The sequence below is a fragment of the Agrococcus citreus genome, from assembly GCF_039527715.1.
Classification (GTDB): Bacteria; Actinomycetota; Actinomycetes; order Actinomycetales; family Microbacteriaceae; genus Agrococcus; species Agrococcus citreus.
Genome location: NZ_BAAAKK010000001.1, coordinates 225,587 through 248,056 on the forward strand (window position 1 = coordinate 225,587; position 22,470 = coordinate 248,056).

20 protein-coding genes are annotated in these 22,470 nt (G+C 73.7%); 13 read left to right on the plus strand and 7 right to left on the minus strand.

Annotation, left to right across the window (positions count from 1 at the left end):
* Nucleotides 1-52 precede the first annotated feature (52 nt).
* On the plus strand, nt 53-2,590 hold the full coding sequence (gene glgP, locus ABD106_RS01095; RefSeq protein WP_343916473.1) for an alpha-glucan family phosphorylase: 2,538 nt from the start codon (nt 53-55) through the stop codon (nt 2,588-2,590).
* A gap of 65 nt (nt 2,591-2,655) precedes the next feature.
* On the opposite strand, the gene glgX is transcribed toward glgP, so the two are convergent.
* Nucleotides 2,656-4,761: a glycogen debranching protein GlgX gene (gene glgX / locus ABD106_RS01100; RefSeq protein ID WP_343916474.1), complete on the minus strand. Its 2,106-nt coding sequence runs from the start codon at nt 4,759-4,761 to the stop codon at nt 2,656-2,658.
* 20 nt (nt 4,762-4,781) lie between these two features.
* Here glgX and ABD106_RS01105 point away from each other — a divergent pair, with 20 nt between their 5' ends.
* Nucleotides 4,782-5,966: a cysteine desulfurase family protein gene (locus tag ABD106_RS01105; protein ID WP_343916476.1), complete on the plus strand. Its 1,185-nt coding sequence runs from the start codon at nt 4,782-4,784 to the stop codon at nt 5,964-5,966.
* A 1-nt stretch (nt 5,967) separates the two neighbouring features.
* On the opposite strand, the gene ABD106_RS01110 is transcribed toward ABD106_RS01105, so the two are convergent.
* Both ABD106_RS01110 and ABD106_RS01115 read right to left on the minus strand, forming a co-directional pair.
* Nucleotides 5,968-6,561: a DUF2238 domain-containing protein gene (locus ABD106_RS01110; RefSeq protein WP_343916478.1), complete on the minus strand. Its 594-nt coding sequence runs from the start codon at nt 6,559-6,561 to the stop codon at nt 5,968-5,970.
* Nucleotides 6,558-7,346 carry a glycosyltransferase family 2 protein gene (locus ABD106_RS01115; RefSeq protein WP_343916480.1) on the minus strand — a complete coding sequence of 263 codons (789 nt, stop codon included), beginning with the start codon at nt 7,344-7,346 and terminating at the stop codon, nt 6,558-6,560. The genes ABD106_RS01110 and ABD106_RS01115 overlap by 4 nt, the downstream gene beginning before the upstream one ends.
* A 73-nt stretch (nt 7,347-7,419) precedes the next feature.
* Between ABD106_RS01115 and mnmA the strand changes: the two genes are divergently transcribed.
* Nucleotides 7,420-8,523 (plus strand): tRNA 2-thiouridine(34) synthase MnmA, encoded by a 1,104-nt coding sequence (gene mnmA, locus ABD106_RS01120; RefSeq protein ID WP_343917834.1) that lies wholly within the window; start codon nt 7,420-7,422, stop codon nt 8,521-8,523.
* Between the two features lie 83 nt (nt 8,524-8,606).
* Here mnmA and ABD106_RS01125 read toward each other — a convergent pair whose 3' ends face one another.
* Together ABD106_RS01125 and ABD106_RS01130 are read right to left on the minus strand one after the other, a co-directional pair.
* On the minus strand, nt 8,607-9,098 hold the full coding sequence (locus ABD106_RS01125; RefSeq protein ID WP_343916482.1) for a hypothetical protein: 492 nt from the start codon (nt 9,096-9,098) through the stop codon (nt 8,607-8,609).
* Nucleotides 9,099-9,101: 3 nt separating this feature from the next.
* The gene (locus ABD106_RS01130; RefSeq protein ID WP_343916484.1) at nt 9,102-9,512 is read right to left on the minus strand and encodes a DUF4383 domain-containing protein; all 411 of its coding nucleotides are present in this window, start codon (nt 9,510-9,512) and stop codon (nt 9,102-9,104) included.
* 188 nt (nt 9,513-9,700) lie between these two features.
* Here ABD106_RS01130 and ligA point away from each other — a divergent pair, with 188 nt between their 5' ends.
* From ligA to ABD106_RS01155, 5 genes are read left to right on the plus strand one after another with little or no spacing between them, the layout of a single operon-like run.
* Complete coding sequence (ligA, locus tag ABD106_RS01135; RefSeq protein WP_343916486.1) at nt 9,701-12,061, plus strand: NAD-dependent DNA ligase LigA; 2,361 nt, start codon at nt 9,701-9,703, stop codon at nt 12,059-12,061.
* Nucleotides 12,061-12,567, plus strand: a complete 507-nt coding sequence (locus ABD106_RS01140) for a mycothiol transferase (RefSeq protein ID WP_343916488.1) — start codon at nt 12,061-12,063, stop codon at nt 12,565-12,567. The genes ligA and ABD106_RS01140 overlap by 1 nt, the downstream gene beginning before the upstream one ends.
* Nucleotides 12,564-13,715: an AAA family ATPase gene (locus ABD106_RS01145; protein WP_343916490.1), complete on the plus strand. Its 1,152-nt coding sequence runs from the start codon at nt 12,564-12,566 to the stop codon at nt 13,713-13,715. Before ABD106_RS01140 ends, ABD106_RS01145 begins: the two co-directional genes overlap by 4 nt.
* A gap of 42 nt (nt 13,716-13,757) precedes the next feature.
* Nucleotides 13,758-14,684, plus strand: a complete 927-nt coding sequence (locus tag ABD106_RS01150; RefSeq protein ID WP_343916492.1) for a phosphotransferase enzyme family protein — start codon at nt 13,758-13,760, stop codon at nt 14,682-14,684.
* Nucleotides 14,681-15,367 carry an alpha/beta hydrolase gene (locus tag ABD106_RS01155; RefSeq protein ID WP_343916494.1) on the plus strand — a complete coding sequence of 229 codons (687 nt, stop codon included), beginning with the start codon at nt 14,681-14,683 and terminating at the stop codon, nt 15,365-15,367. Before ABD106_RS01150 ends, ABD106_RS01155 begins: the two co-directional genes overlap by 4 nt.
* Here ABD106_RS01155 and ABD106_RS01160 read toward each other — a convergent pair.
* On the minus strand, nt 15,364-16,455 hold the full coding sequence (locus ABD106_RS01160) for an Rv2578c family radical SAM protein (RefSeq protein ID WP_343916496.1): 1,092 nt from the start codon (nt 16,453-16,455) through the stop codon (nt 15,364-15,366). The genes ABD106_RS01155 and ABD106_RS01160 overlap by 4 nt on opposite strands.
* A 164-nt stretch (nt 16,456-16,619) precedes the next feature.
* Here ABD106_RS01160 and ABD106_RS01165 point away from each other — a divergent pair, with 164 nt between their 5' ends.
* From ABD106_RS01165 to ABD106_RS01185, 5 genes are all read left to right on the plus strand, one after another.
* Nucleotides 16,620-17,576 (plus strand): YdcF family protein, encoded by a 957-nt coding sequence (locus ABD106_RS01165; protein ID WP_343917836.1) that lies wholly within the window; start codon nt 16,620-16,622, stop codon nt 17,574-17,576.
* A gap of 64 nt (nt 17,577-17,640) precedes the next feature.
* Nucleotides 17,641-17,940, plus strand: coding sequence for an Asp-tRNA(Asn)/Glu-tRNA(Gln) amidotransferase subunit GatC (gene gatC, locus ABD106_RS01170; protein WP_343916498.1), 300 nt, complete (start codon nt 17,641-17,643; stop codon nt 17,938-17,940).
* Nucleotides 17,937-19,490 (plus strand): Asp-tRNA(Asn)/Glu-tRNA(Gln) amidotransferase subunit GatA, encoded by a 1,554-nt coding sequence (gatA, locus tag ABD106_RS01175; RefSeq protein WP_343916500.1) that lies wholly within the window; start codon nt 17,937-17,939, stop codon nt 19,488-19,490. Before gatC ends, gatA begins: the two co-directional genes overlap by 4 nt.
* Nucleotides 19,487-20,998, plus strand: coding sequence for an Asp-tRNA(Asn)/Glu-tRNA(Gln) amidotransferase subunit GatB (gatB, locus tag ABD106_RS01180; RefSeq protein WP_343916501.1), 1,512 nt, complete (start codon nt 19,487-19,489; stop codon nt 20,996-20,998). Before gatA ends, gatB begins: the two co-directional genes overlap by 4 nt.
* A gap of 117 nt (nt 20,999-21,115) precedes the next feature.
* Entirely contained in the window at nt 21,116-21,391 is a 276-nt protein-coding gene (locus tag ABD106_RS01185) for a GlsB/YeaQ/YmgE family stress response membrane protein (RefSeq protein WP_343916502.1), read from the plus strand.
* Nucleotides 21,392-21,482: 91 nt separating this feature from the next.
* On the opposite strand, the gene ABD106_RS01190 is transcribed toward ABD106_RS01185, so the two are convergent.
* Nucleotides 21,483-22,403 (minus strand): TIGR03560 family F420-dependent LLM class oxidoreductase, encoded by a 921-nt coding sequence (locus ABD106_RS01190; RefSeq protein ID WP_343916504.1) that lies wholly within the window; start codon nt 22,401-22,403, stop codon nt 21,483-21,485.
* Nucleotides 22,404-22,470 lie beyond the last annotated feature (67 nt).

A 22,470-nucleotide genomic window follows, 5' to 3' on the forward strand; every position in this document is an offset into this window, starting at 1 on the left:
CCTCCCTGCGAGCGGCGAGGAGGGAAGCAGGTCGCCGCTAGGCTCTGTGGGTGTGAGAGCGATCCGCAAGTTCACCGTCCGCACCTCCCTCCCGACGCGCCTCGGCAGGCTCGAGGCGCTCGCCTCGAACCTGCGCTGGTCGTGGCACGAGCCCACGAGGGAGCTCTTCCGGGAGATCTCGCTCGACGGCTGGCGTGCCACGGGTCACGACCCCGTGCAGCTGCTCGGCTGGGTCGGCACGGAGCGCATCCAGCAGCTCGCCGACGACGACGCGTTCGTCGCGCGCGTCGACGCGCTCGCGGACGACCTCGACGACTACCTGTCGCAGGCGCGCTGGTACCAGTCGCTCGAGGACGCACCCGAGTCGATCGCCTACTTCTCGCCGGAGTTCGGCATCACGAGCGCGCTCCCGCAGTACTCGGGCGGCCTCGGCATCCTCGCGGGCGACCACCTCAAGGCCGCGAGCGACCTGGGCGTGCCCATCGTGGGCGTCGGCCTCTTCTACCAGTCGGGCTACTTCAAGCAGGCGATCTCGCGCGAGGGCTGGCAGCAGGAGTCGTACCCCGTGCTCGACCCCGACGGGCTGCCGCTCACGATCCTCCGCAACCCGGATGGCGTGCACGCGACGGTCTCGCTCGCGCTACCGGGCGGCCGCACGCTCCACGCGCGCATCTGGGTCGCGACGATCGGCCGCGTGCCGCTGCTGCTGCTCGACACGAACATCCACGAGAACGACCCCGACCTCCGCAGCGTCGGCGAGCGCCTCTACGGCGGCGGCGGCGAGCTGCGCCTGCAGCAGGAGCTGCTGCTCGGCATCGGCGGCGTGCGCGCCCTCGCGGTCTACAGCGAGCTGACCGGCGCGCCCGCGCCCGCCGTCTTCCACTCCAACGAGGGCCACGCCGGCTTCCTCGGCATCGAGCGCATCTCCCGGCTCATCGGCGCGGGGCTCTCGTTCGACGAGGCGCTGCAGCTCGTCCGCGCCGGCACCGTCTTCACGACGCACACGCCCGTGCCCGCCGGCATCGACCGCTTCGACGTCGAGCTCGTGCGACGGCACCTCACGAACGACCTCGTGCCCGGCGTCGACGTCGACCGCGTCCTCGCGCTCGGTCGCGAGGCCGACCCGACGATCTTCAACATGGCGCAGCTCGGCTTCTCGATCGCGCAGCGCGCCAACGGCGTCTCGAAGCTGCACGGCAAGGTGTCGCGCAGCATGTTCCAGTCGCGCTGGCCCGGCTTCGACGTGCGGGATGTGCCGATCACCTCGGTGACGAACGGCGTGCACGCGCCCACCTGGACCTCGCCCGTGCTCAAGCACCTCGCCGAGCGCGAGCTCGGCACGCTCGACACCGCGCGCTGCGACTGGGCCTCGGAGTCGCTCTCGGACGAGACGCTCTGGTCGGTGCGCCGCGAGATGCGTGGCCACCTCGTGGCGGAGGCGCGCGAGCGGACCCGGCGCAAGCACGAGCGCAACGACGGCGTCGTGCCCGGCTGGATCGACACCATGCTCGACCCCGACGTGCTCACGATCGGCTTCGCGCGTCGCGTGCCGACGTACAAGCGCCTCACGCTCATGCTCCACGACCGCGACCGGCTGCGCTCGATCCTCACGAACGCCGAGCGCCCCGTGCAGCTCGTCATCGCCGGCAAGTCGCACCCCGCCGACGAGCAGGGCAAGGAGCTCATCCAGGAGCTCGTGCGGTTCACGCAGGAGCCCGACGTGCGCGGCCGCATCGTCTTCCTCGAGAACTACGACATCTCGATGGCGAAGACGCTCTACCCGGGCTGCGACGTGTGGCTCAACAACCCGCTCCGCCCGCTCGAGGCGTGCGGCACGAGCGGCATGAAGGCGGCGCTCAACGGCTCGCTCAACCTGTCGATCCTCGACGGCTGGTGGGAGGAGTACTTCGACGGCAAGAACGGCTGGGCGATCCCGTCGGCGCACGACCACATGGATGCCGCCGAGCGTGACGCGTTCGAGGCCAACGCGCTCTACGAGCTCATCGAGCACCAGGTCGCGCCGCGCTTCTACGACCGCGACGAGCGCGGGCTGCCGACGGCGTGGATCGACTCCATCCGCCACACGCTCGCGACGCTCAGCCCGGAGCTCTCGGCCGAGCGCATGCTCGCCGAGTACGTCGACCGGCTCTACACGCCCGCGGCGAAGGCGGCAGCGGCCGCCGCGGCGGACGACGCCCGCGGTGCGCGCGAGTTCGCGAGCTGGACCCAGCGGATGCGCGATGTCTTCGGCGGCGTCGACGTGCGGCACGTCGAGGTCGACGGCGTCGACTCGCCGCCCATCATCGGCGACGAGGTCCGGGTGCGCGCGTTCGTGCACCTCGGCTCGCTCTCGCCCGACGACGTCGCGGTCGAGGTCGTCGCCGGCACCGTCTCGGAGGACGGCGACCTGCTGCGCACGCGCACGTTCCGCCTCGACGAGGCGGGCCACGAGGGCGACGCGACGCGCTTCGAGTCGGGGATCCCGATGGAGCGGGCCGGCACGTTCGGCTACACCGTGCGGGTCGTGCCGCGGCACGCGATGCTCGCGTCCGAGGCCGAGCTCGGCCTCGTTGCCTACCCGCGAGGCTGACGCCCCATACGCACGACAACGCCCGGCGCTCGCGAGAGCGCCGGGCGTTGCTGCGCGAGCGAGTCCTAGGGCGTCGGCGGCGACGGCGGGGTGCGCACGCGCATCGCCGTCGCCGCAGGCGCGCCCGCGGCCGGCATGCCGTGCACCGCGTAGACGCGCATGCTCATCGTCGTGATGGGCACCGCGTCGCCGGGCGCGACGCGTTCCTCGTCCGGGTGGTCGGCGGCCGAGTCCCACAGCAGCTCGAGCGCGGTCGCGCCGTCCGGTCGCGGCGTCGTCACGAGGGTGTCGCGCGGTGAGCCGTGGAAGACGACGAGCACGCGCGAGTATGCCTCCTCGTCGGGCGTCGACTCGGCGAGCATCTGCATCGTCCGGTCGTGCGAGTGGTCCCAGTCGTCGATCGTCATGCGCCCGCCGGCCGCGTTGAACCACTCGAGGCCCGAGGAGCCGGCCATCCGCTGGCCGGTCGCCCCGTACTCGAGCGGCCGCAGCGCCGGGTGCTCGCGGCGCAGCTGCAGCAGCCTCTGCGTCTGCGCCAGGAACGCGTCCTGCCAGTCCTTGCGCTCCCACCGCATCCACGTCAGTGCCGAGTCCTGGCAGTACGCGTTGTTGTTGCCGCGCTGGGTGCGACCGAACTCGTCGCCCATCGTCAGCATCGGCACGCCGGCGGAGACGAGCAGCGTGCCGAGCGCGTTGCGCATCGACTTGCGGCGGTCGGCCTGGATGGCGTCGTCGTCGGTGCGCCCCTCGACGCCGTGGTTGTAGGAGCGGTTGTCGTCGGCGCCGTCGCGGTTGCCCTCGCCGTTCGCCTCGTTGTGCTTCGAGTCGTAGCGCGCGAGGTCGGCGAGCGTGAAGCCGTCGTGCGCGGTGACGAAGTTGACGCTCTGCAGCGGTCCGCGCTCGGTCGCGATGAGCCCCTCGGAGCCCGAGACGGCGTGCGCGAGCGGCCCGACGCCCGTCGCGCCCTCGCCTCCCTGCCGGAAGGAGCGGTAGTCGCCGAGCCAGAACTGCCGCACGGTGTCGCGGTAGCGGTCGTTCCACTCGCCGAAGCCGTCGGGGAACCTGCCGGTCTGCCAGCCGTCGGGGCCGATGTCCCACGGCTCGGCGATCATCGTCGCCCCCGCGAGCTGCGGGTCGCTCAGGATGCGCTGGAGCAGCGGGTGACCGGGGTCGAACGCGCCGTCCGCACCGCGACCGAGCACGGGCGCGAGGTCGAAGCGGAAGCCGTCGACCTGCACCTCCTGGTGCCAGTAGCGCAGCGAGTCGAGCACGAGCTCCTGCGCGGCGGGCACGCCGAAGTCGACCGTGTTGCCGCAGCCGGTGAAGTCGATGAGCGCGCCGTCGTCCGACATCCGGTAGTAGGAGGCGTTGTCGATGAGCCGGAGGCTCGACGGCGGGCCGTCGGCGCCCTCCTCGGACGTGTGGTTGTAGACGACGTCGAGGAAGACCTCGAGCCCCGCCTCGTGCAGCAGCCGGACCATGCCCTTGACCTCGCGGAGCACCCCGCCGGTGCCGTCGAACTGCGCGCCGCGCGAGGCGTAGGCGCCGTGCGGCGAGAACCAGCTGAGCGTGTTGTAGCCCCAGTAGTTCACGCGGCCCTGCTGGATGAGGCGCTGCTCCGAGACGAACAGGTGGATCGGCAGCAGCTGCACGGTCGTGACGCCGAGGTCGTGCAGGTACCCGATCGTCGACGGATGCGCGAGGCCCGCATAGGTGCCGCGGAGCTCCGGCGGCAGGTGCGGGCTCAGCTTCGTGAGCCCCTTGACGTGCGCCTCGTAGATCACCCGTCGATCGGCGGGCACGACCGGCCGCGCGATGCCGGCCCAGTCGAAGCCCGGGTCGACGACGGTCGCTCGATGCTGGCCGTGCGGGGTGCGCACGATGCCGCGCGCGTGCGGCGGCACGGCATGCCGGTGGGGATCGAAGGCGTGGCGCGGACCGCGCGGCCCGTCGACGCCGACGGCGTAGGGGGTGCCCACCTCGAGCAGGGGCGAGTCGATCGTGAAGTCGTCGCCCTCGCGCTCCATCGGGATCGACTGGAGCAGCCAGTCGGGGTCGTGGCGATCGAAGATCCGCAGCTCCATGCTCGTCGCGTGCTGCGACCAGACCGTGAGGCGGTGCCCGGTGGCGGTGCGCTGGATGCCTCTCGCTCGCTCCGCTGCATCCGCCACGCGCTCTAATGTAGGGGAGCATGCACGCGCCCGATCACCAGCCCGCCGACCGGCCGCCCGGTGGGCCGCTCGGCCAGCGGCTCTTCGATCACGCGGCGGCGACGCCGATGCGCGACTCGGTGCGGCGCGCGCTCGCCGAGGCCGAGCCGCTCGCGAACCCGGCCTCGACGCACCGCGCTGGGCAGCGCGCGAGAGCGGTGCTCGAGGATGCGAGGGAGCGCCTGGCCGCGGCGCTCGGCGCGCACCCGACCGAGGTCGTGCTCACCTCCGGCGGCACCGAGTCGATCAACCTCGCGCTCAAGGGCGCGTGGTGGGCGGCGCGAGAGACCGCCGCGGTCCCGCCCGCACTCGTGGTGCCGGTCGCCGAGCACCACGCGACCCTCGACGCGGTCGAGTGGCTCGAGCGGCAGGGCGCGCCCGTCCGGTGGGTGCCGGTCGACGCGCACGCCGTGACGGACGTGGCCGCCTTCGCAGCGGCGCTCGAGGGCGAGCCCGCCGCGGCGGTCGCGACCATGCTCGTCGCGAGCAACGAGCTCGGCTCGATGCAGCCGGTCGCGGCGGTGGCGGATGCGTCGGCGCGCGCGGGCGTGCCGCTGCACCTCGACGCCGTGGGCGCGTTCGGGCACGTGCCGCTGCGGTTCGCCGACACCGGCGCCTCGCTCATGAGCGTCGCGAGCCACAAACTCGGCGGTCCGCACGGCGTCGGCGCGCTCGTCGTGCGCCGCGACGCGCGGATCCAGGCGCTCCACCACGGCGGTGGGCAGCAGCGCGGGCTGCGCTCGGGCACGCAGGACGCGCTCGGCGCGTCGCTGTTCGCGCTCGCCGCGGAGGAAGCGCTCGCCGAGCTCCACGCGGAGGCGACGCGTCTGCGCGTGCTGACCGACCGCATCCTGGGTCGTGCGGTCGCGCTCCCCGGGATCCGCGTGCTCGCCGCCGACGACCGCTTGCCGCACATCGCGCACCTCGTCGTCGAGGGCGCGGAGGGCGAGTCGCTGCAGTTCCTGCTCGACGAGGCGGGGTTCGCCGTCTCGAACGGCTCCGCGTGCTCCGCGGGCGTCGCGCGCGAGTCGCACGTCGTGCGCGCGTGCGGCGTCACGGGCGCGGCGCCACTGCGGCTCTCGCTCGGCCGCTCGACGACCGAGGCCGACGTCGACGCGCTGCTCGCCGCGCTGCCGCACGCGGTCGCCCGCGCGCGCTCGCTCTGACTCAGCGCGAGCGCGACCCCGCCGGGAGTCGATCGCGCGCGCTCGAGCGCTCGGCGAGCAGCGCGGCGGCGAGCGCCCCGAGGCCGTCGGCGGCGAGGTCGACGAGCGTGTCCTCGTAGCCGACGCCGATCTCGGGCGAGAACCAGGCGTTGCCCGCCCACTCGCCGAGCTCCCACAGCAGCCCGAGCAGCACGACGGCGTTCACGGTGTGGAGCACGCGCGAGACGGCGGCGCGGCGGCCGCCCTGGCTCGGCAGCAGGTCGAGGCGCAGCAGCAGCCGGCGCACGAGCAGCGCGAGCACCGCGCCGCTGGCCAGGTGCGCGGCGACGTCGAGGCCGGTGACCGACTGGTACGCGCCGGTCACTGCGAACCACGCCGACGCGAGCAGCACGAGCTGGCCGCCGATGTCGAGCAGCGTGCCGACGCCGACGAAGCGCAGTGCCATCGCCCCGCCGAGGGTGAGCAGCATCGCCGCGGCGGAGGGGCCGCCCGCGACGACGCCCGCGAGCGGCACCGAGAGCGCGACGACGACCCGCAGCGCATCGCCGGGCAGCCACCGCCCCTGCGTCGCGAGCCACGCCTCGAAGCCGCTCATCGCCGAGCGCCCGTGAGGTCGGGGCCGCCGACGCGCAGCACCCAGCGGCGACCGGCCGAGCCGCCCGTCGCCCAGCCGCGCCGGAACGTGCGCATCGCAACGCGCATGCGACCGTGCGCTGCGGCACGGCTGTGGAACATCCGGCCCTCGGCGCCGACGCGCAGCGACCGGTCGAAGCGGATCCGGGCGCGCGGGCCGAGGTGCATCGTCAGGTCGAGGTCGTCGTGCACCGCCGGGTCGATGCGCTCGACCAGGGCCGACACCGCGAGCCACGCGCTGCGCCGCACCGCCATGTTCGAGCCCCACAGCGGCACGTTCCCGATCGCGGCGCCGCCCGCGACGAACGTGCCGATCGCGTAGGCGGTGCTCGCGAGGGCGGCCCAGCGCGGCGAGAGGTCGAGGAAGCGGCCGGGTCCCGTCAGGCCGTCGAGCGACGGGTCGGCGGCGAAGGCATCGCGGATGCGCTCGATCCAGTCGTCCGGGACGATCGAGTCGGCGTCGCAGCGCGCGATGATCGCGCCGCGCGCCTCGTCGTAGCCGTGCGCCGCGGCAGCGGGGATGCCGCGCACGGGCTCCTGCACGACGCGCGCGCCCGCCGCTCGCGCGACCGCCGCGGAGTCGTCGACGCAGCCGTTGTCGACGACGACGACCTCGAGCGGTGCGACGGTCTGTGCGGCGAGGCGCTCGAGGCAGCGGCGCAGCGCCGTCGCGTCGTCGAGCACGGGGATCACGACCGAGACGGGCAGCGCTCCCGCCCGCTCGTCCCGAGGCTCCGCATCCGTCACGTCCCCAGGGTGCCACTGTTCGCCGTGCAGGCGCTGAGGCTCGCTAGCCTGGAGGGGAGAGGCGGTGGATCGCATGAAGGTGCTGGCAGCCATGTCGGGCGGGGTGGACTCGGCCGTCGCCGCCGCGCGCGCGGTCGACGCCGGGCACGAGGTCGTCGGCGTGCACCTCGCGCTCAGCCGCATGCCGGGCACGCTCCGCACCGGGAGCCGCGGCTGCTGCACCGTCGAGGACGCGATGGATGCGCGCCGCGTCGCCGACCGGCTCGGCATCCCCTTCTACGTGTGGGACTTCTCGGAGCGCTTCCACGGCGACGTCGTGCAGGACTTCGTCGACGAGTACGCCGCGGGCCGCACTCCCAATCCGTGCTTGCGCTGCAACGAGAAGATCAAGTTCGAGGCGCTGCTCGACCGCGCGATCGGGCTCGGCTTCGACCGCGTCGTCACGGGCCACTACGCGCGCGTCGAGCACACCCCGGATGGGCCGGAGCTGCACCGCGCCGCCGATTGGGCGAAGGACCAGTCGTACGTGCTCGGCGTGCTCACGGCCGCGCAGCTGCAGCACTGCTGGTTCCCGCTCGCCGACACGCCCTCGAAGGCCGAGGTGCGGGCCGAGGCCGCCGACCGCGGCTTCCTGCTCGCGCAGAAGCCCGACAGCCACGACATCTGCTTCATCCCCGACGGCGACACCCGCGGCTTCCTGGCCGAGCGGCTCGGCACCGACTCGGGCGAGATCGTCGACCGCGACGGCACCGTCGTGGGCGCGCACGAGGGCGTGCACGGCTACACGGTCGGGCAGCGGCGCGGCCTCTCGCTCGGCGTGCCCTCGCCCGACGGCCGGCCGCGCTTCGTGCTCGAGGTGAAGCCGTCGACGCGGCAGCTCGTCGTCGGGCCGAAGGAGGCCCTCGCCGTCGCCCGGCTGGCCGGCACGCGCATCTCGCACGCCGGTGCCGCGCATCCGCGGCTCGCCGAGGGGCTCGACGTGGAGGTGCAGATCCGCGCCCACGCCGACCCCGTGCCCGCGCGCGCCCGCATGGAGGGCGCCGAGCTCGTGATCGAGCCGATCGAGCCGCTCAGCGGCGTCGCGACCGGGCAGTCGGCGGTGCTGTACCTCGGCACGCGCGTGCTCGGGCAGTGCACGATCGACCGCACGGTCGCGGCCGACGTCGTCGCGGCGTAGCGCTCGACCTCGTCGCGCGGCCGAGCGGCCGCGGCTCGGTGCCCGACGTCTTCAGCGCCCGATGGGCTCAGCGCGCGACGTGCTCAGTGCCCGGCGTGCTCGGTCTCGACGATGCCGTGCTCGCCGTGCGGCTGCGCGAACTCGCCCGCGTGGGTGCCCGAGAGCGCCAGGGTCGTGACGACCGCGACGGCGGCCGCGGAGGTCAGCAAACCCAGCACCGCGAGCAGCGGGCGCGGCTCCTCCGTGTCGCCGCGTCGGACGAGCAGCAGCGCCGCCGTGCCGAGCGCGAGCGCCGACTCGGCGAGCAGCGGCGCGAACGGGAGCGAGGCCGCGGCTGGCGGCGATGCCAGCAGCGCGCCGAGCCAGAGGAGCGTCGGCAGGGCGAGCGGGGTGACGACGACCCACGCGGGCCAGCGGGTGCCGCGCAGTGCGGCGACCGCGACCGCGGCCTGGCCAGCGCCGGCCGCGAGCATCGGCACCGCGAGCCACGGCACGGCCGCGGCGCCCACCGCCACGGCGATGAGCGCCGCGCCGAGCGCTGCCACGGCACCCCACATCCGGGTCAGCGCGGTCATGTCCTAGACCGTCGCGCGAGCGGTGGTCGTGCGGCGGTCGAGCGCGAGGCCGACGCCGAGCAGCACGATCGCCGAGGCGAGGTGCAGGTAGTGGTCGGCCGTGTTGAGGGCGAGGATGTTGAGCGCGGTGTCCACGATGAAGAAGCCGACGATGCCGAGCAGCAGGTAGACGGCGCCGACGGTCGTGTTCGTCGCCTTCGCGGCCGGCGTGCTGCGCAGCCCGGCGATGAGCAGCGCGGCACCGATGAGCAGGTGGGCGATGTTGTGCAGGTGGTTGACCTGGAAGACGCCGAGCAGCAGGCCGCCCTCCTCGCCGACGACGTTGCCGCCGGCGACGAAGAGGCCGAGCACGCCGACGAGCAGGTAGACGGCGCCGAAGATCGTGGCGACCAGGCGGTTGGGGGACTGAGTCATGACTCCTCCTTCTGTGTGGGCCGTCTCCGGCCTGCGCGCCAAGGTGGCGCACAAGGTGTCGATCGGTGTTCGGAGCCTCGACCGACTCGGATTGGCCCTCTGCTGTGCATTCCTCTGGAGACGGACAGCTGGGGCTCAGGACCCCGCGGCGCCAGGATGCCGTCAGTGCCTGAGTGCACAATGGGGGCATGGTGGGAATCGAGGGCGACATCCTCAGCGACGCGAACGCCCGAGCGCAGGAGCTGCGCACCCGGATCGAGGAGGCGAGCGCCTCCTACTACGACCGCGACGTCTCGCTCATGGACGACGCGACCTACGACGCGCTCGTGCGCGAGCTCGACGAGCTCGAGCGGGCGCACCCCGAGCTGCAGAGCCAGGATTCGCCGACCCAGACGGTGCAGGGCGGCGCGGGCGGCGGCCTGCCGACGATCGAGCACCGCGAGCGGATGCTGAGCCTCGACAACGTCTTCTCGGTCGACGAGCTGCGGCAGTGGTGCGCGAAGGCCGAGACCTCGGCCGGACGCGCGATCGCGTGGCTGACCGAGCTGAAGATCGACGGGCTCGCGATCGCGCTGCGCTACGAGCACGGCGTGCTCACCTCGGCCGCCACGCGCGGCGACGGCCGCGTCGGCGAGGTCGTGACGACGAACGCGGTGCGCGTCGCGGGCGTGCCGGAGCGCCTGGCCGGCACCGGGCATCCGCCGCTCGTCGAGGTGCGCGGCGAGGTGTTCATCCCGGTCGAGGCCTTCGAGCGGCTGAACGCGCTGCAGGCCGAGCTCCGCGGCCGCTCGGTCGAGGAGGATCGCGCGAAGTGGGAGCGCCGACCTGCGGCGAGCCGCGGCGACTTCGACGAGGAGCGGGCGGCCGACCGCGCGGCGAAGCGCTTCCCGGCGTTCGCGAACCCGCGCAACGCCGCGTCGGGCGGCCTCCGCCAGCAGCTCGAGAAGAAGAGCGGGCTCGAGCGCGAGGCGGGCGAGGAGCGCATCACCGCGCTCGCGATGTACGTGCACGGCTTCGGCGCGTGGCCCGATCCGCCCGTGCGTGCGCAGAGCGAGGTGTACGGGCTGCTCGCCGAGTGGGGGCTGCCGACGAGCCCGCACGTCGAGGTGCTCGAGGGCATCGACGAGGTGGTCGCCTACGTCGAGCGGTTCGGCCAGCGGCGCCACTCGGTCGAGCACCAGCTCGACGGCATCGTGGTCAAGGTCGACGAGCTCGCGCTCCACGACGAGCTCGGCATCACCTCGCGCGCGCCGCGGTGGGCGATCGCCTACAAGTACCCGCCGGAGGAGGTGCACACGAAGCTGCTCGACATCGTCGTGAGCGTCGGCCGCACCGGCCGCGCGACGCCCTACGCCAACATGGAGCCCGTCCAGGTCGCCGGCTCCGTCGTGCGGCAGGCGACGCTGCACAACCAGGACGTCGTGCGCGTCAAGGGCGTGCTCATCGGCGACACGGTCGTGCTGCGCAAGGCGGGCGACGTCATCCCCGAGGTGCTCGGCCCGGTCATCGAGCTCCGCGACGGCTCGGAGCGCGCGTTCGTGATGCCGCAAGGCTGCCCCGAGTGCGGCACGACCCTGCGGCCGATGAAGGAGGGCGACGTCGACCTGCGGTGCCCGAACGCGAAGGACTGCCCCGCGCAGGTGCGCGGCCGGGTCGAGCACATCGGCAGCCGCGGGGCGCTCGACATCGAGGCGCTCGGCGAGGTGACCGCCGCGGCGCTCACGCAGCCGAGTGTGCCGGCGACGCCGCCGCTCGCGACCGAGGCGGGGCTGTTCGCGCTCACGCTCGAGACGCTCGTGCCGATCGAGGTCGTCGTGCGCGACGGCGAGACCGGGCAGCCGAAGCTCGACGAGTCGGGCGAGCCGGTCGTGCGCCGGCCCTTCCAGCGCCTCGCGACCGCGGCCGAGCGGAAGGCGGGCGCCGAGGGGCCGCAGCCGTCGAAGCAGGCCGAGACGCTGCTCGCCGAGCTCGAGCGCGCCAAGACCAAGGACCTCTGGCGGCAGCTCGTGTCGCTCAACATCCGGCACGTGGGCCCCGTCGCGGCGCGCGCGCTCGCCGACTGGTTCGGCTCGCTCGCGGCGATCGAGGCAGCCTCGCCCGAGGAGCTCGCGCAGGTCGAGGGCGTCGGACCGATCATCGCCGACGCGGTCATCGAGTGGCTCGCCGTGGACTGGCATCGCGACATCGTGCAGGCGTGGCGGGATGCCGGGGTGCGGTTCGCGACGCCCGACCACCCCGGTCCCGGCGCGGCGGCGGAGCGCGGCGGCGTGCTCGCCGGCATCACGGTCGTCGCGACCGGCACGCTCGAGGGCTACACCCGCGAGGGCGCGCAAGAGGCGATCATCGCCGCCGGCGGCAAGGCCGCGTCGAGCGTGTCGAAGAAGACCGACTTCGTCGCCGCCGGTCCCGGCGCGGGATCGAAGCTCGGCAAGGCCGAGGACCTCGGCATCCGCATCCTCGACGCGGCGCAGTTCCGCGTGCTCGTCGAGCAGGGCCCCGACGCGCTCCCGCACGTCGTGCCCGAGGCTGCTGCGGAGGGGAAGGCCTGATGGACGCGATCGCCGTGCTCACCGAGTCGTGCTCGCGCATCCCCGACACCGCTCGACGCGCGCTCGACGGGCTCTCGCCCGAGCAGCTCGTCGCCGCGCCGGCGCCCGGCGCCAACCCGATCGGCTGGCTCGTGTGGCACCTCGCGCGCGGCCAGGACGCGCAGATCGCCGACGTCGCCGGCACCGAGCAGGTCTACCTCGAGGGCGGCTGGGCCGAGCGGTTCGGGCTCGAGCCCGACGCCGACGACACCGGCTACGGCCACGACACCGACGACGTGCGGGCCGTGCGGCCCGAGTCGGTCGACGCGCTGCTCGGCTACCTCGACGCCGTCCACGCGGCGACGCTGCGCTACCTCGGCACGCTCACCGACGCCGACCTCGATCGCGTCGTCGACGACGCGTGGGATCCGCCCGTGACGCTCGGCGTGCGCCTCGTGAGCATCATCGACGACGACGTCCAGCACGCGGGCCAAGCCGCGTACGCGCGCGGACTGCTCGGCGCGTGATCGACCGGCTCGCGATCGAGGGCTACCGCTCGATCCGCTCGCTCGTCGTCGACCTCGCGCCGCTCACGGTCGTGACGGGCCGAAACGGCACCGGCAAGTCGAGCCTCTACCGCGCGCTCCGGCTGCTCGCGGCGGCCGGCCAGGCGCGCGCGGTCGGCGAGCTCGCGACCGATGGCGGCCTCGACGCGGTGCGCTGGGCGGGACCGGAGCGCATCTCGCGAGCGGTGCGCGAGGGCGCGCCGACCGAGGGGCTCGTGCGCTCGGGGCCCGTGGCGCTGCGCCTCGGCTTCGGCGCCGCCGACGGGCTCGGCTACGCGATCGACCTGGGGCTGCCCGTGCCCTCCGACAGCCGCTTCGACCGCGATCCCGACATCAAGCAGGAGCACGTCTTCGCGGGGCTCCAGCCGCGGCCGGCGAGCATGCTCGTCGAGCGGCGGGGAGCGGTCGTGCACGTGCGCGGCGACGACGGGCGGCGCGAGCTCACGCGTGGGATGGCGCCGTGGAGCTCGCTCCTCGACGAGCACGCGGGGGCTGCGGATGCCCCCGAGATCGCGGGCGTGCGGCGCACGATGCGGGGATGGCGGTTCCACGACGCGTTCCGCACCGACGCAGGCGCGCCGGCCCGGAGGTCGCAGGTCGGCACGCGCAGCCCCCGGCTCGACGACGACGGCGCCAACCTCGGGGCGGTGCTGCAGACATCGATCGAGGCCGGCTTCGAGCGCGAGATCCGGCGCGCGGTCGCCGACGCGTTCGACGGCTCCGAGCTCGAGATCGTCGGCGTCGACGGCCGCATGGCCCCGGCGCTGCGGCAGCCGGGCATCCTGCGGCTGCTCGGCGCCGACGAGCTCTCCGACGGCACGCTGCAGTTCCTGCTGCTGCTCGCCGCGCTCACGTCGGTCGAGCGGCCGAGCCTCATCGTGCTCAACGAGCCGGAGCGCAGCCTGCACTCGGCGCTGCTCGCGCCGCTCGCCGCGCTCATCCGCCGCGCCGCCGAGCAGACCCAAGTGCTCGTCGTCACGCACCACGCGGGCCTCGCGGATGCGCTCGACGGCGCGCGCATCGAGCTCGAGAAGGAGCACGGGCAGACGGTCGTCGCGGGCCGCGAGGGGCTGCTCGATCAGCCGGCCTGGGGCTGGCCGACGCGCTGAGCGGCGAGCGCGCGACGAGGCCGCGGGCGTAGGGTCGCGGGCATGGCAGCTCGAGACGAGGTCCAGGTCGCCTTCGGCGACACGCTCACGATCCACGATGGGGAGTCGCTCTCGCCGTGGAGCGACGTCTGGCGGGCCGAGGTGCACGGCGGCGACGCGCCCGTCGCGGCCGTCGTGAAGCGCACGTGGGGGAGCCCGGAACCGCTCGATGCCTGGCAGCGCACGCTCGTCGCCCGAGGCATCCGCACGGTCGCGCCACTCACGGCGGCCGTCGAGATCGACGGCGAGGTGTGGGTCGCGTACCCGCTGCTGTCGGGACGGCCGTGGGACGGCGGCGCTGCCGACCTCGCCGCCGCGGGCACGCTGCTCGGCCGAATGCACGCCGCCTCGACGGGCGTCGTGATCGACGGCTTCCCCGGCTTCGAGTGGGGCAGCGCCGAGCGGTCGTCGGTCGACGACGACATCGAGGCGCTGCGCGACTCGGCCGCGACGCACTGGCCGGCCGCCGACACGAGCCGATGGGTCGCGCAGCTCGAGGCCTTCCCTGAGACGCTCGAGCGGATGCGGGCCGCCGACGTGACGCTCGCACCGGTCTCGCTCGACCTGCGCGCGGCGAACGTGCTGTTCGACGACGCGGGGGCGCTCATGGTCGACCTCGAGAATGCGGCGCTCGCGCCGCGCGTGCTCGACCTCGCGCTCTCGGCGCTGCTCTTCCCGCTCGAGCATGCCGGGGCGGGCGGCAGCGCCCTGGGCGGCGAGGAGTGGGCAGCGTTCCGCGACGCCTACGTCGCGGAGTGCCCGCTCACGGCGCAGGAGCGGGAGGCATGGCCGCTCGCCCTCACGTACATGAAGCTCGAGTGGGGCACGTGGCACCTCACGGAGGACGTGGAGTCGGAGCCCGACGGGAACCTCGGATTCCTCGAGGACCTGCTGACGCTCGACGAGCACGATCGCTTCCCGCTCGCGTGAGCGCGCGAGACCTCCGGCTCGTGTTCGTGCACGGCTCCGGCCACGTCGGTCGGCAGGCGTTCCCGCAGCAGGCGGCCGCGTTCCCGGGCGCCGCGTTCCCCGTGCTGCCCGGCTACGGCGACCAGGAGCCCGCGGTCGGCGACGTCGCCGCCGGTGCGCACGCGCTCGCACTGCGGGCGAGCGACGCCGACGGGATCGTCGGCTACAGCTACGGCGGCGTGGTCGCGACGATGGCGAGCTCGATGGAGCCGCCGCGCGCCCTCGTGCTCATCGAGCCCGCGCTCTTCCAGCTCTCGGCCGACCGGCCGGCGACCGCGCGCCTCATCGAGCGGCTCGAGCCGATCTACCTCGACGCGACGCTCACCGACGCCACGTTCGAGCGCGCGTTCATGCTCGCGCTCGACGGCCACGACATCGGCACCGCGGTCACGGCGAGCGAGCTGCGGTCCTCGAAGCGTTCCCGACTCCACGGCGCGCCGTGGCGGCATCCGGTCGACGCGGCGGCGATCCGCGAGACGCCGACGCTCGTGCTCACCGGCGGCTGGAACGAGGAGTACGAGGAGGTCGCGGCCGCGCTCGTCGGGCTCGGCGCCGTGCATGAGGTGCTGCCGGGCCACGGCCATCGCGTGATCGACCACCCGGACTGCTCGGCACGCATCCGCGCGTTCGTCGAGGCGGTCTAGAAGAGCGTCGCCGCCGCGAGCATCGACTCGCCGGACGTGCTGGGCAGCCGCTTCGCGCGGTTGCCCTCCTTCGCGCGATTGCTCGGCGCGACCGCCGAGATGCCGGTGCCGGGTGCGACGACCGTGCGACCGAGGCCGTGGCTGCGCTGCAGCGGTCGGATGCGGTCGCGCAGCCACGAGCGGTAGTCGGGGTGGGCGTAGGAGCCGAACCGGCCGCGCTCGTCGCGGTAGATGCGGTCGTAGAGCGGCAGCAGCTCGCTGTGCTCGGCGCGCAGCCACGCGAGGTACCACTCGCGAGCGCCCGGTCGGAGGTGCAGCGCGCTCGCGATCGCGCTCGTCGCCCCCGCGTCGGCGATCGCCGCGAAGGCCGTCTCGAGGTGGGCGCGCGTGTCGGTGAGGCCGGGCAGGATCGGCATCGCGAAGACCGCGCAGTCGAGCCCGGCGTCGCGCACGGCGCGCACCGTCTCGAGCCGCGAGCGCGTCGTCGGCGTGCCGGGCTCGACCTGCTGCTGCAGCTCGTCGTCGAAGATCGCGATCGACATCGCGATCGAGACGGGCACGTCGCGAGCGATCGATGCGAGCAGCGGCAGGTCGCGCCGCAGCAGCGTGCCCTTCGTGAGGATCGAGATCGAGGCGCCATGCCGGGCGAGCGCGCGCAGCACGCCGGGCATGAGCCGGTAGCGGCCCTCCGCGCGCTGGTACGGGTCGGTGTTCGTGCCGAGCTGCACAGCATCGACGTCGCGGCGCGCGCCGGCGAGCTCGCGCTCGAGCACCTCGACGATGTTCGCCTTCACGACGATGCGCGAGTCGAAGTCGGCCCCCGCGTCGAGGTCGAGGTACGTGTGGGTGTTGCGGGCGAAGCAGTAGCGGCACGCGTGCTGGCAGCCCCGGTAGGGGTTGATCGTCCAGGCGCCGCCCATGAAGCCGTCGCCGGCGACGTGGTTGAGCGCGCTCTTCGCCGTCACCTCGAGGAACGACGCCCCGTCGAACCCGGGCGTCGGCCACGACTCGAGCACGCTGCCGCGCTCCTCGAGCCCGGGCAGCGCATCCGCGTCGACGTGCGTAGCCGTCTGTCCCTCCCACCGCATGCACCCATTCGAACACACGTTCGAGCACCGCGCAAGGCGCATCGAGCGGCGATCGGTCCGCACGTCGAGCACCTGCACCGATCTGCGGGTGGCGTCGGCCCGCACCCGCACGGCGGTACCGGACGGCCCAGGCGTTCGCGGCGGCTAGGGTGCTGAGCGTGGGCATGACGGGGCGGATGCGCGTGCTCGCGTCCGCGCTCTGGGCCACGATGCTCGTCGCGACCGGCACCGTGCTGCTCGCCCGCGTGCTGCGGCCGGCCGTCGCCGGCTGGCTCGACATGCCGTTCGAGCAGGGCGGCTGGGCGGGTCTCGTCGCCGCGGCGACGGTCGCGACGGCGGTCCTCGGCGGCGCCTCGCTCTGGCACGCGCTCATGCTGCCGCGGCTCGTGCGCGTGCGGCACGTCGACTGGCTCATCGCGGCCCTCGGTGCCGGCATCGCGCTCCTCGCGGTCGCGATCGTCGTGGCCGCGGCGATCGACCCCGCGCTCGCCCGGGCGGCGCTGCTGCTCGCGCTCCCGCTCTGGATCGCGGGCCTCGGGGTGGGGGTGCTCGCGCTCGCGATGCTGCTGCACGCCCGGCTCGCGCAGCGCGCGCCCGTGCCCGCCACCGTGCTGATCCTCGGGGCGGGGCTCCGCGGCCGCGACGTCGGGCCGCTGCTGCGCCGCCGCGTCGAGCGGGGCGCGCAGGTGTGGTGCGCAGCGCTCGAGCATCAACCGGATGCGCGGATCGTCGTCTCGGGCGGCCAGGGCGCCGACGAGGTGCGCACCGAGGCGTCGGCGATGGCCGAGCACCTCGAGCGGCAGCTCGGCGTGCCGGCGTCGGTCATCGACCTCGAGGAGGCATCGACGACGACGCGCGAGAACCTGCGGCTCTCGCGGCCGCTCGTGCGGGCGCCCCTCGCGGTCGTCACGAGCGAGTACCACGCCTACCGCACCGCGGGGCTGCTCGCCGAGGCGGGCATGCAGGGCACGGTCGTCGGCGCCTGGACCCGCCCCTCCTACCGCCCGGGCGCGATCGTGCGGGAGGCGCTCGCGATCGCCGCCGACCTCCGCTGGTGGTGCCTCGGCGCGGCGCTCGCCCTCGAGGCGCTCGCCGTGTGGGCGCTGCTGTCCACCTCGTAGCGGCAGGGGCGGCCCGGGCGCCGCCGTAGGATTGAGCGAACCCCCGCCGCCGAGGAGGAGACGCATGTCCGAGATCACTCGCGAGGAGGTCCAGCACCTGGCTGGACTCGCTCGCATCGCGCTCACCGACGACGAGGTGACGAGCCTCACGACCGAGCTCTCCGCCATCGTCGACGCGATCGCCACCGTCCGCGAGATCGCCGGCGACGACGTCCCGGCGACGAGCCACCCCGTGCCGCTCACGAACGTGCTGCGCGACGACGCCGTCGGCGAGACGCTCACGCACGAGCAGGCCTTCGCCGGCGCCCCGAGCCACGACGGCGAGCGCTTCCGCGTCTCGGCCATCCTGGGGGAGGAGCAGTGAGCGCCGACCTCACCCGCCTCGCCGGCCACGAGCTCGCGGGACTGCTCGCCGCCGGCGACGTCTCGAGCGTCGAGGCCACCCAGGCGCACCTCGACCGCATCGCGGCGGTGGACGGCGAGATCCACGCCTTCCTGCACGTCAACGACGGCGCGCTCGAGCAGGCGCGCGCGATCGACGAGCGACGTGCCGCGGGCGAGGAGCTGCACCCGCTCGCGGGCGCCCCCGTCGCGATCAAGGACGTGCTCTGCACGATCGGCATGCCCTCGACGTCGGGCTCGCGCATCCTCGAGGGCTGGATCCCGCCCTACGACGCGACCGTCGTCGCTCGCCTCAAGGCGGCCGGCCTCGTCGCCCTCGGCAAGACGAACATGGACGAGTTCGCCATGGGCTCGTCGACCGAGCACTCCGCCTATGGACCCACGCGCAACCCGTGGGACACCGAGCGCATCCCGGGCGGCTCCGGCGGCGGCTCGGCGGCCGCGGTCGCCGCGTTCGAGGCGCCCTTCGCGCTCGGCTCCGACACCGGCGGCTCGATCCGCCAGCCCGCGGCGGTCACCGGCACGGTCGGCGTCAAGCCCACCTACGGCGGCGTGAGCCGCTACGGCGCGATCGCGCTCGCCTCGAGCCTCGACCAGGTCGGCCCCGTCGCGCGCACGGTGCTCGACTCGGCGCTCATCCATGACATCATCGGCGGGCACGACCCGCACGACTCCACGAGCCTCCAGCGCGAGTGGCCGTCGTTCACCGCTGCGGCCCGCGAGGGCGCCGCGTCGGGGAGCCTCGCGGGCGTCCGCGTCGGCGTCGTCAAGGAGCTCGACGCCGAGGGCATCGCCGACGACGTGCAGGCGCGCTTCCGCGAGACCGTGCAGGTGCTGAACGATGCGGGGGCGGAGGTCGTCGAGGTCTCGTGCCCGTCGTTCGCGTACTCGGTCGCCGCGTACTACCTCATCCTGCCGGCGGAGGCGTCGAGCAACCTCGCGCGCTTCGACTCCGTGCGCTTCGGCCTGCGGGTCGAGCAGCCCGGGCAGACGGTCGAGGACGTCATGGCGGCGACTCGCGAGGCCGGCTTCGGGGCCGAGGTGAAGCGCCGCATCATCCTCGGCACCTACGCACTCTCCGCGGGCTACTACGACGCGTACTACGGCTCCGCGCAGAAGGTGCGCACGCTCATCCAGCGCGACTTCGACGCTGCGTTCCAGCAGGCCGACCTCCTCATCAGCCCCGCGGCGCCGACCACGGCGTTCAAGCTCGGCGAGAAGCTCGACGACCCGCTCGCGATGTACGTGAACGACATCACGACCATCCCCGCGAACCTCGCGGGCATCCCCGGCATGGGGCTGCCGATGGGGCTCGGCGACGACGGGCTGCCCGTCGGGCTGCAGATCCTCGCGCCGATGTTCGAGGACGAGCGGCTGTACCGCGCGGGCGCCGCCATCGAGGCGCTGCTCGCCGAGCGGTGGGGCGGCATCCTCACCACGAAGGCACCGGCCCTTCGAGACGCCGGCTCCGCCGGCTCCTCAGGAACCAAGCTGACGGAGGCGACGCGATGAAGGACAAGCTGATGGACTTCGACCGGGCGCTCGAGCTCTTCGAGCCGGTCATGGGCTTCGAGGTGCACGTCGAGCTCGGCACGCGCACGAAGATGTTCTCCGCCGCGCCCAACCCCGCGCATCCCGACTTCCACGAGGTCGAGCCGAACACGCTCATCGACCCGCTGAGCCTCGGGCTGCCGGGCAGCCTGCCGGTCGTGAACGAGCTGGCCGTGCGCTACTCGATCTCGCTCGGGCTCGCGCTCGGCTGCGAGATCGCCACCTCGAGCCGCTTCGCGCGCAAGAACTACTTCTACCCGGACACGCCGAAGAACTACCAGATCTCGCAGTACGACGAGCCGATCGCGTTCGAGGGCTCCGTCGAGATCGAGCTCGCCGACGGCCGGCAGATCGCGATCCCGATCGAGCGCGCGCACATGGAGGAGGACGCCGGCAAGCTCACGCATGTCGGCGGCGCCACCGGCCGCATCCAGGGCGCCGAGTACTCGCTCGTCGACTACAACCGCGCGGGCGTGCCGCTCGTCGAGATCGTGACGAAGCCCATCTTCGGCGGCGAGCACTCGTCGCCCGAGATCGCGAAGGCCTACGTCGCGACGATCCGCGACATCGTGCTCTCGCTCGGCATCTCCGAGGCGCGCATGGAGCGCGGCAACCTCCGCTGCGACGCGAACGTGAGCCTGCGGCCCCGCGGCCAGGAGCGGCTCGGCACGCGCACCGAGACGAAGAACGTCAACTCGATGCGCTCGGTCGAGCGCGCGGTGCGCTACGAGATCCAGCGGCAGGCGGCGATCCTCGCCGACGGCGGCACGATCATCCAGGAGACGCGCCACTGGCACGAGGACACCGGCACGACGAGCCCGGGGCGGCCGAAGTCGGATGCCGACGACTACCGCTACTTCCCGGAGCCCGACCTGCTGCCGATCGCGCCGAGCCGCGAGCTCGTCGAGGAGCTGCGCGCGCAGCTGCCCGAGCAGCCCGTCGCCCGTCGGCGCCGGCTCAAGGCCGATTGGGGCTTCGCCGACCTCGAGTTCCAGGACGTCGTGAACGGCGACATGCTGCACCTGGTCGAGGCGACCGTGGCGGCCGGCGCGACGCCGCAGGTCGCGCGCAAGTGGTGGACGGGCGAGATCGCGCGCGTCGCGAACGAGCGCGGCGTCGAGGCGGAGACGCTCGTCCAGCCCGCGTACGTCGCAGAGCTCCAGCGGCTCATCGACGAGGGCACGCTCACCGACCGGCTCGCTCGCCAGGCGCTCGAGGGCGTCATCGCAGGTGAGGGCAGCCCGAGCGAGGTCGCCGCGGCTCGCGGGCTGCAGGTCGTCACCGACGAGTCGGCGCTCATCGCGGCCGTCGACGAGGCGCTCGCCGCGCAGCCCGACGTGCTGCAGAAGATCCGCGACGGCAAGGTGCAGGCGGCGGGCGCGGTCATCGGCGCCGTGATGAAGGCGATGCGGGGCCAGGCGGACGCCGCGCGAGTGCGCGGGATAGTACTCGAGCGAGCCGCACGGTGATCAGGCAACTTCCCAGGAATTCTCAATGAATCGGGGTACGCTTTTCCCGACCCCGCAGAGCGCGGGGGCACGGCGGGGCCACACCATGTCCCGTCGCGACACGGAAGGATCACTCACATGGGATTCCTCGTCTTCCTCATCTTCGGCCTCATCGCCGGTGCACTCGCAAAGCTGATCCTGCCCGGCAAGCAGGGTGGCGGCTGGCTCGTCACGCTCATCCTCGGCGTCGTCGGCGCCATGCTCGGCGGCTGGATCGCCGGCGGCATCTTCAACCTCGACATCTACAACAGCTTCTTCGAGCCGCTCGCGTGGGTCTTCGCGATCGGTGGTGCGATCATCGTGCTGCTGATCTGGGGCCTCGTCACGAAGAACCGCGGCCGCTCGCGCGCCTGATCTTCTGACGCACGCGAAGGGGGCTGCCTGCGGGCAGCCCCCTCTTGCGTGCCCGGAGCACGAACGCCGGCCCGCGCGGGGGCGGGCGTGCTCAGACCGCGTTGAGTCCCGTGAAGGCCGCGATCTCGTCGAGGTGGTCGAGGTCGGTCATGTCAAGCACCTGCAGGTACAGGCGCTCGACGCCCGAGTCGGCGAGCTCGCCCATGCGGTCCTCGACCTCGGCACGGCTGCCCGCGATGCCGTGCTCGCGCAGCTCCTGCGGCTCGCGCCCGATCGCGGCGGCACGGCGCGCGAACATCGCCTCGTCGTCGCCGACGACCGCCACGAGGGCTGCCGAGCGCACGATCGGCCGCGTGCGCTCCTCGCGCTCGATCGCGCGATCGAGCGCGGCGAAGAGCGGTCGGATGCGGTCGAGGGCAGGGAAGGGCAGGTTGTGCTCGTCGGCGAACTCCGCCGCGAGGCGCGGTGTGCGCCGCTCGCCGAGACCGCCCACGATGACCGGCAGCCGCTCCTGTGCGGGCTTCGGCAGTGCGGGGGCGTCCTCGAGCCGATAGTGCTCGCCCTCGAACGAGAACCGGGCGCCGACCGGCGTCTCCCAGAACCCGGTGACGATCGCGAGCTGCTCCTCGAGCAGGTCGAAGCGCGCTTGCGGGAACGGGATGCCGAACGCGGCGTGCTCCTCGGCGAACCAGCCGGTGCCGAGCCCGAGCTCGACGCGGCCGCCCGACATCTGGTCGACGTTCGCGACCTGCACGGCGAGGATCCCGGGCAGCCGGTATGTGACCGACGACACGAGCGTGCCGAGCCGCACCCGCTCGGTGTCGCGAGCGAGCCCCGCGAGCGTCGTCCAAGCATCCGTCGGCCCGTAGCCGGGGTCGCCGTCGCCCATCCGGAGGTAGTGGTCGGAGCGGAAGAAGCCGTCGAAGCCGAGCTGCTCGGTGCGCTGCGCGATCGCGAGCAGCTCGTCGTAGGAGGCGCCTTGCTGGGGCTCGGTGAAGATGCGGAGGTCCATGGCTCGAGCCTACGGATGCCGACTGCCAGCGCGCCGCGCGCCTGGTCGGAGAGCCACAACGGCGACG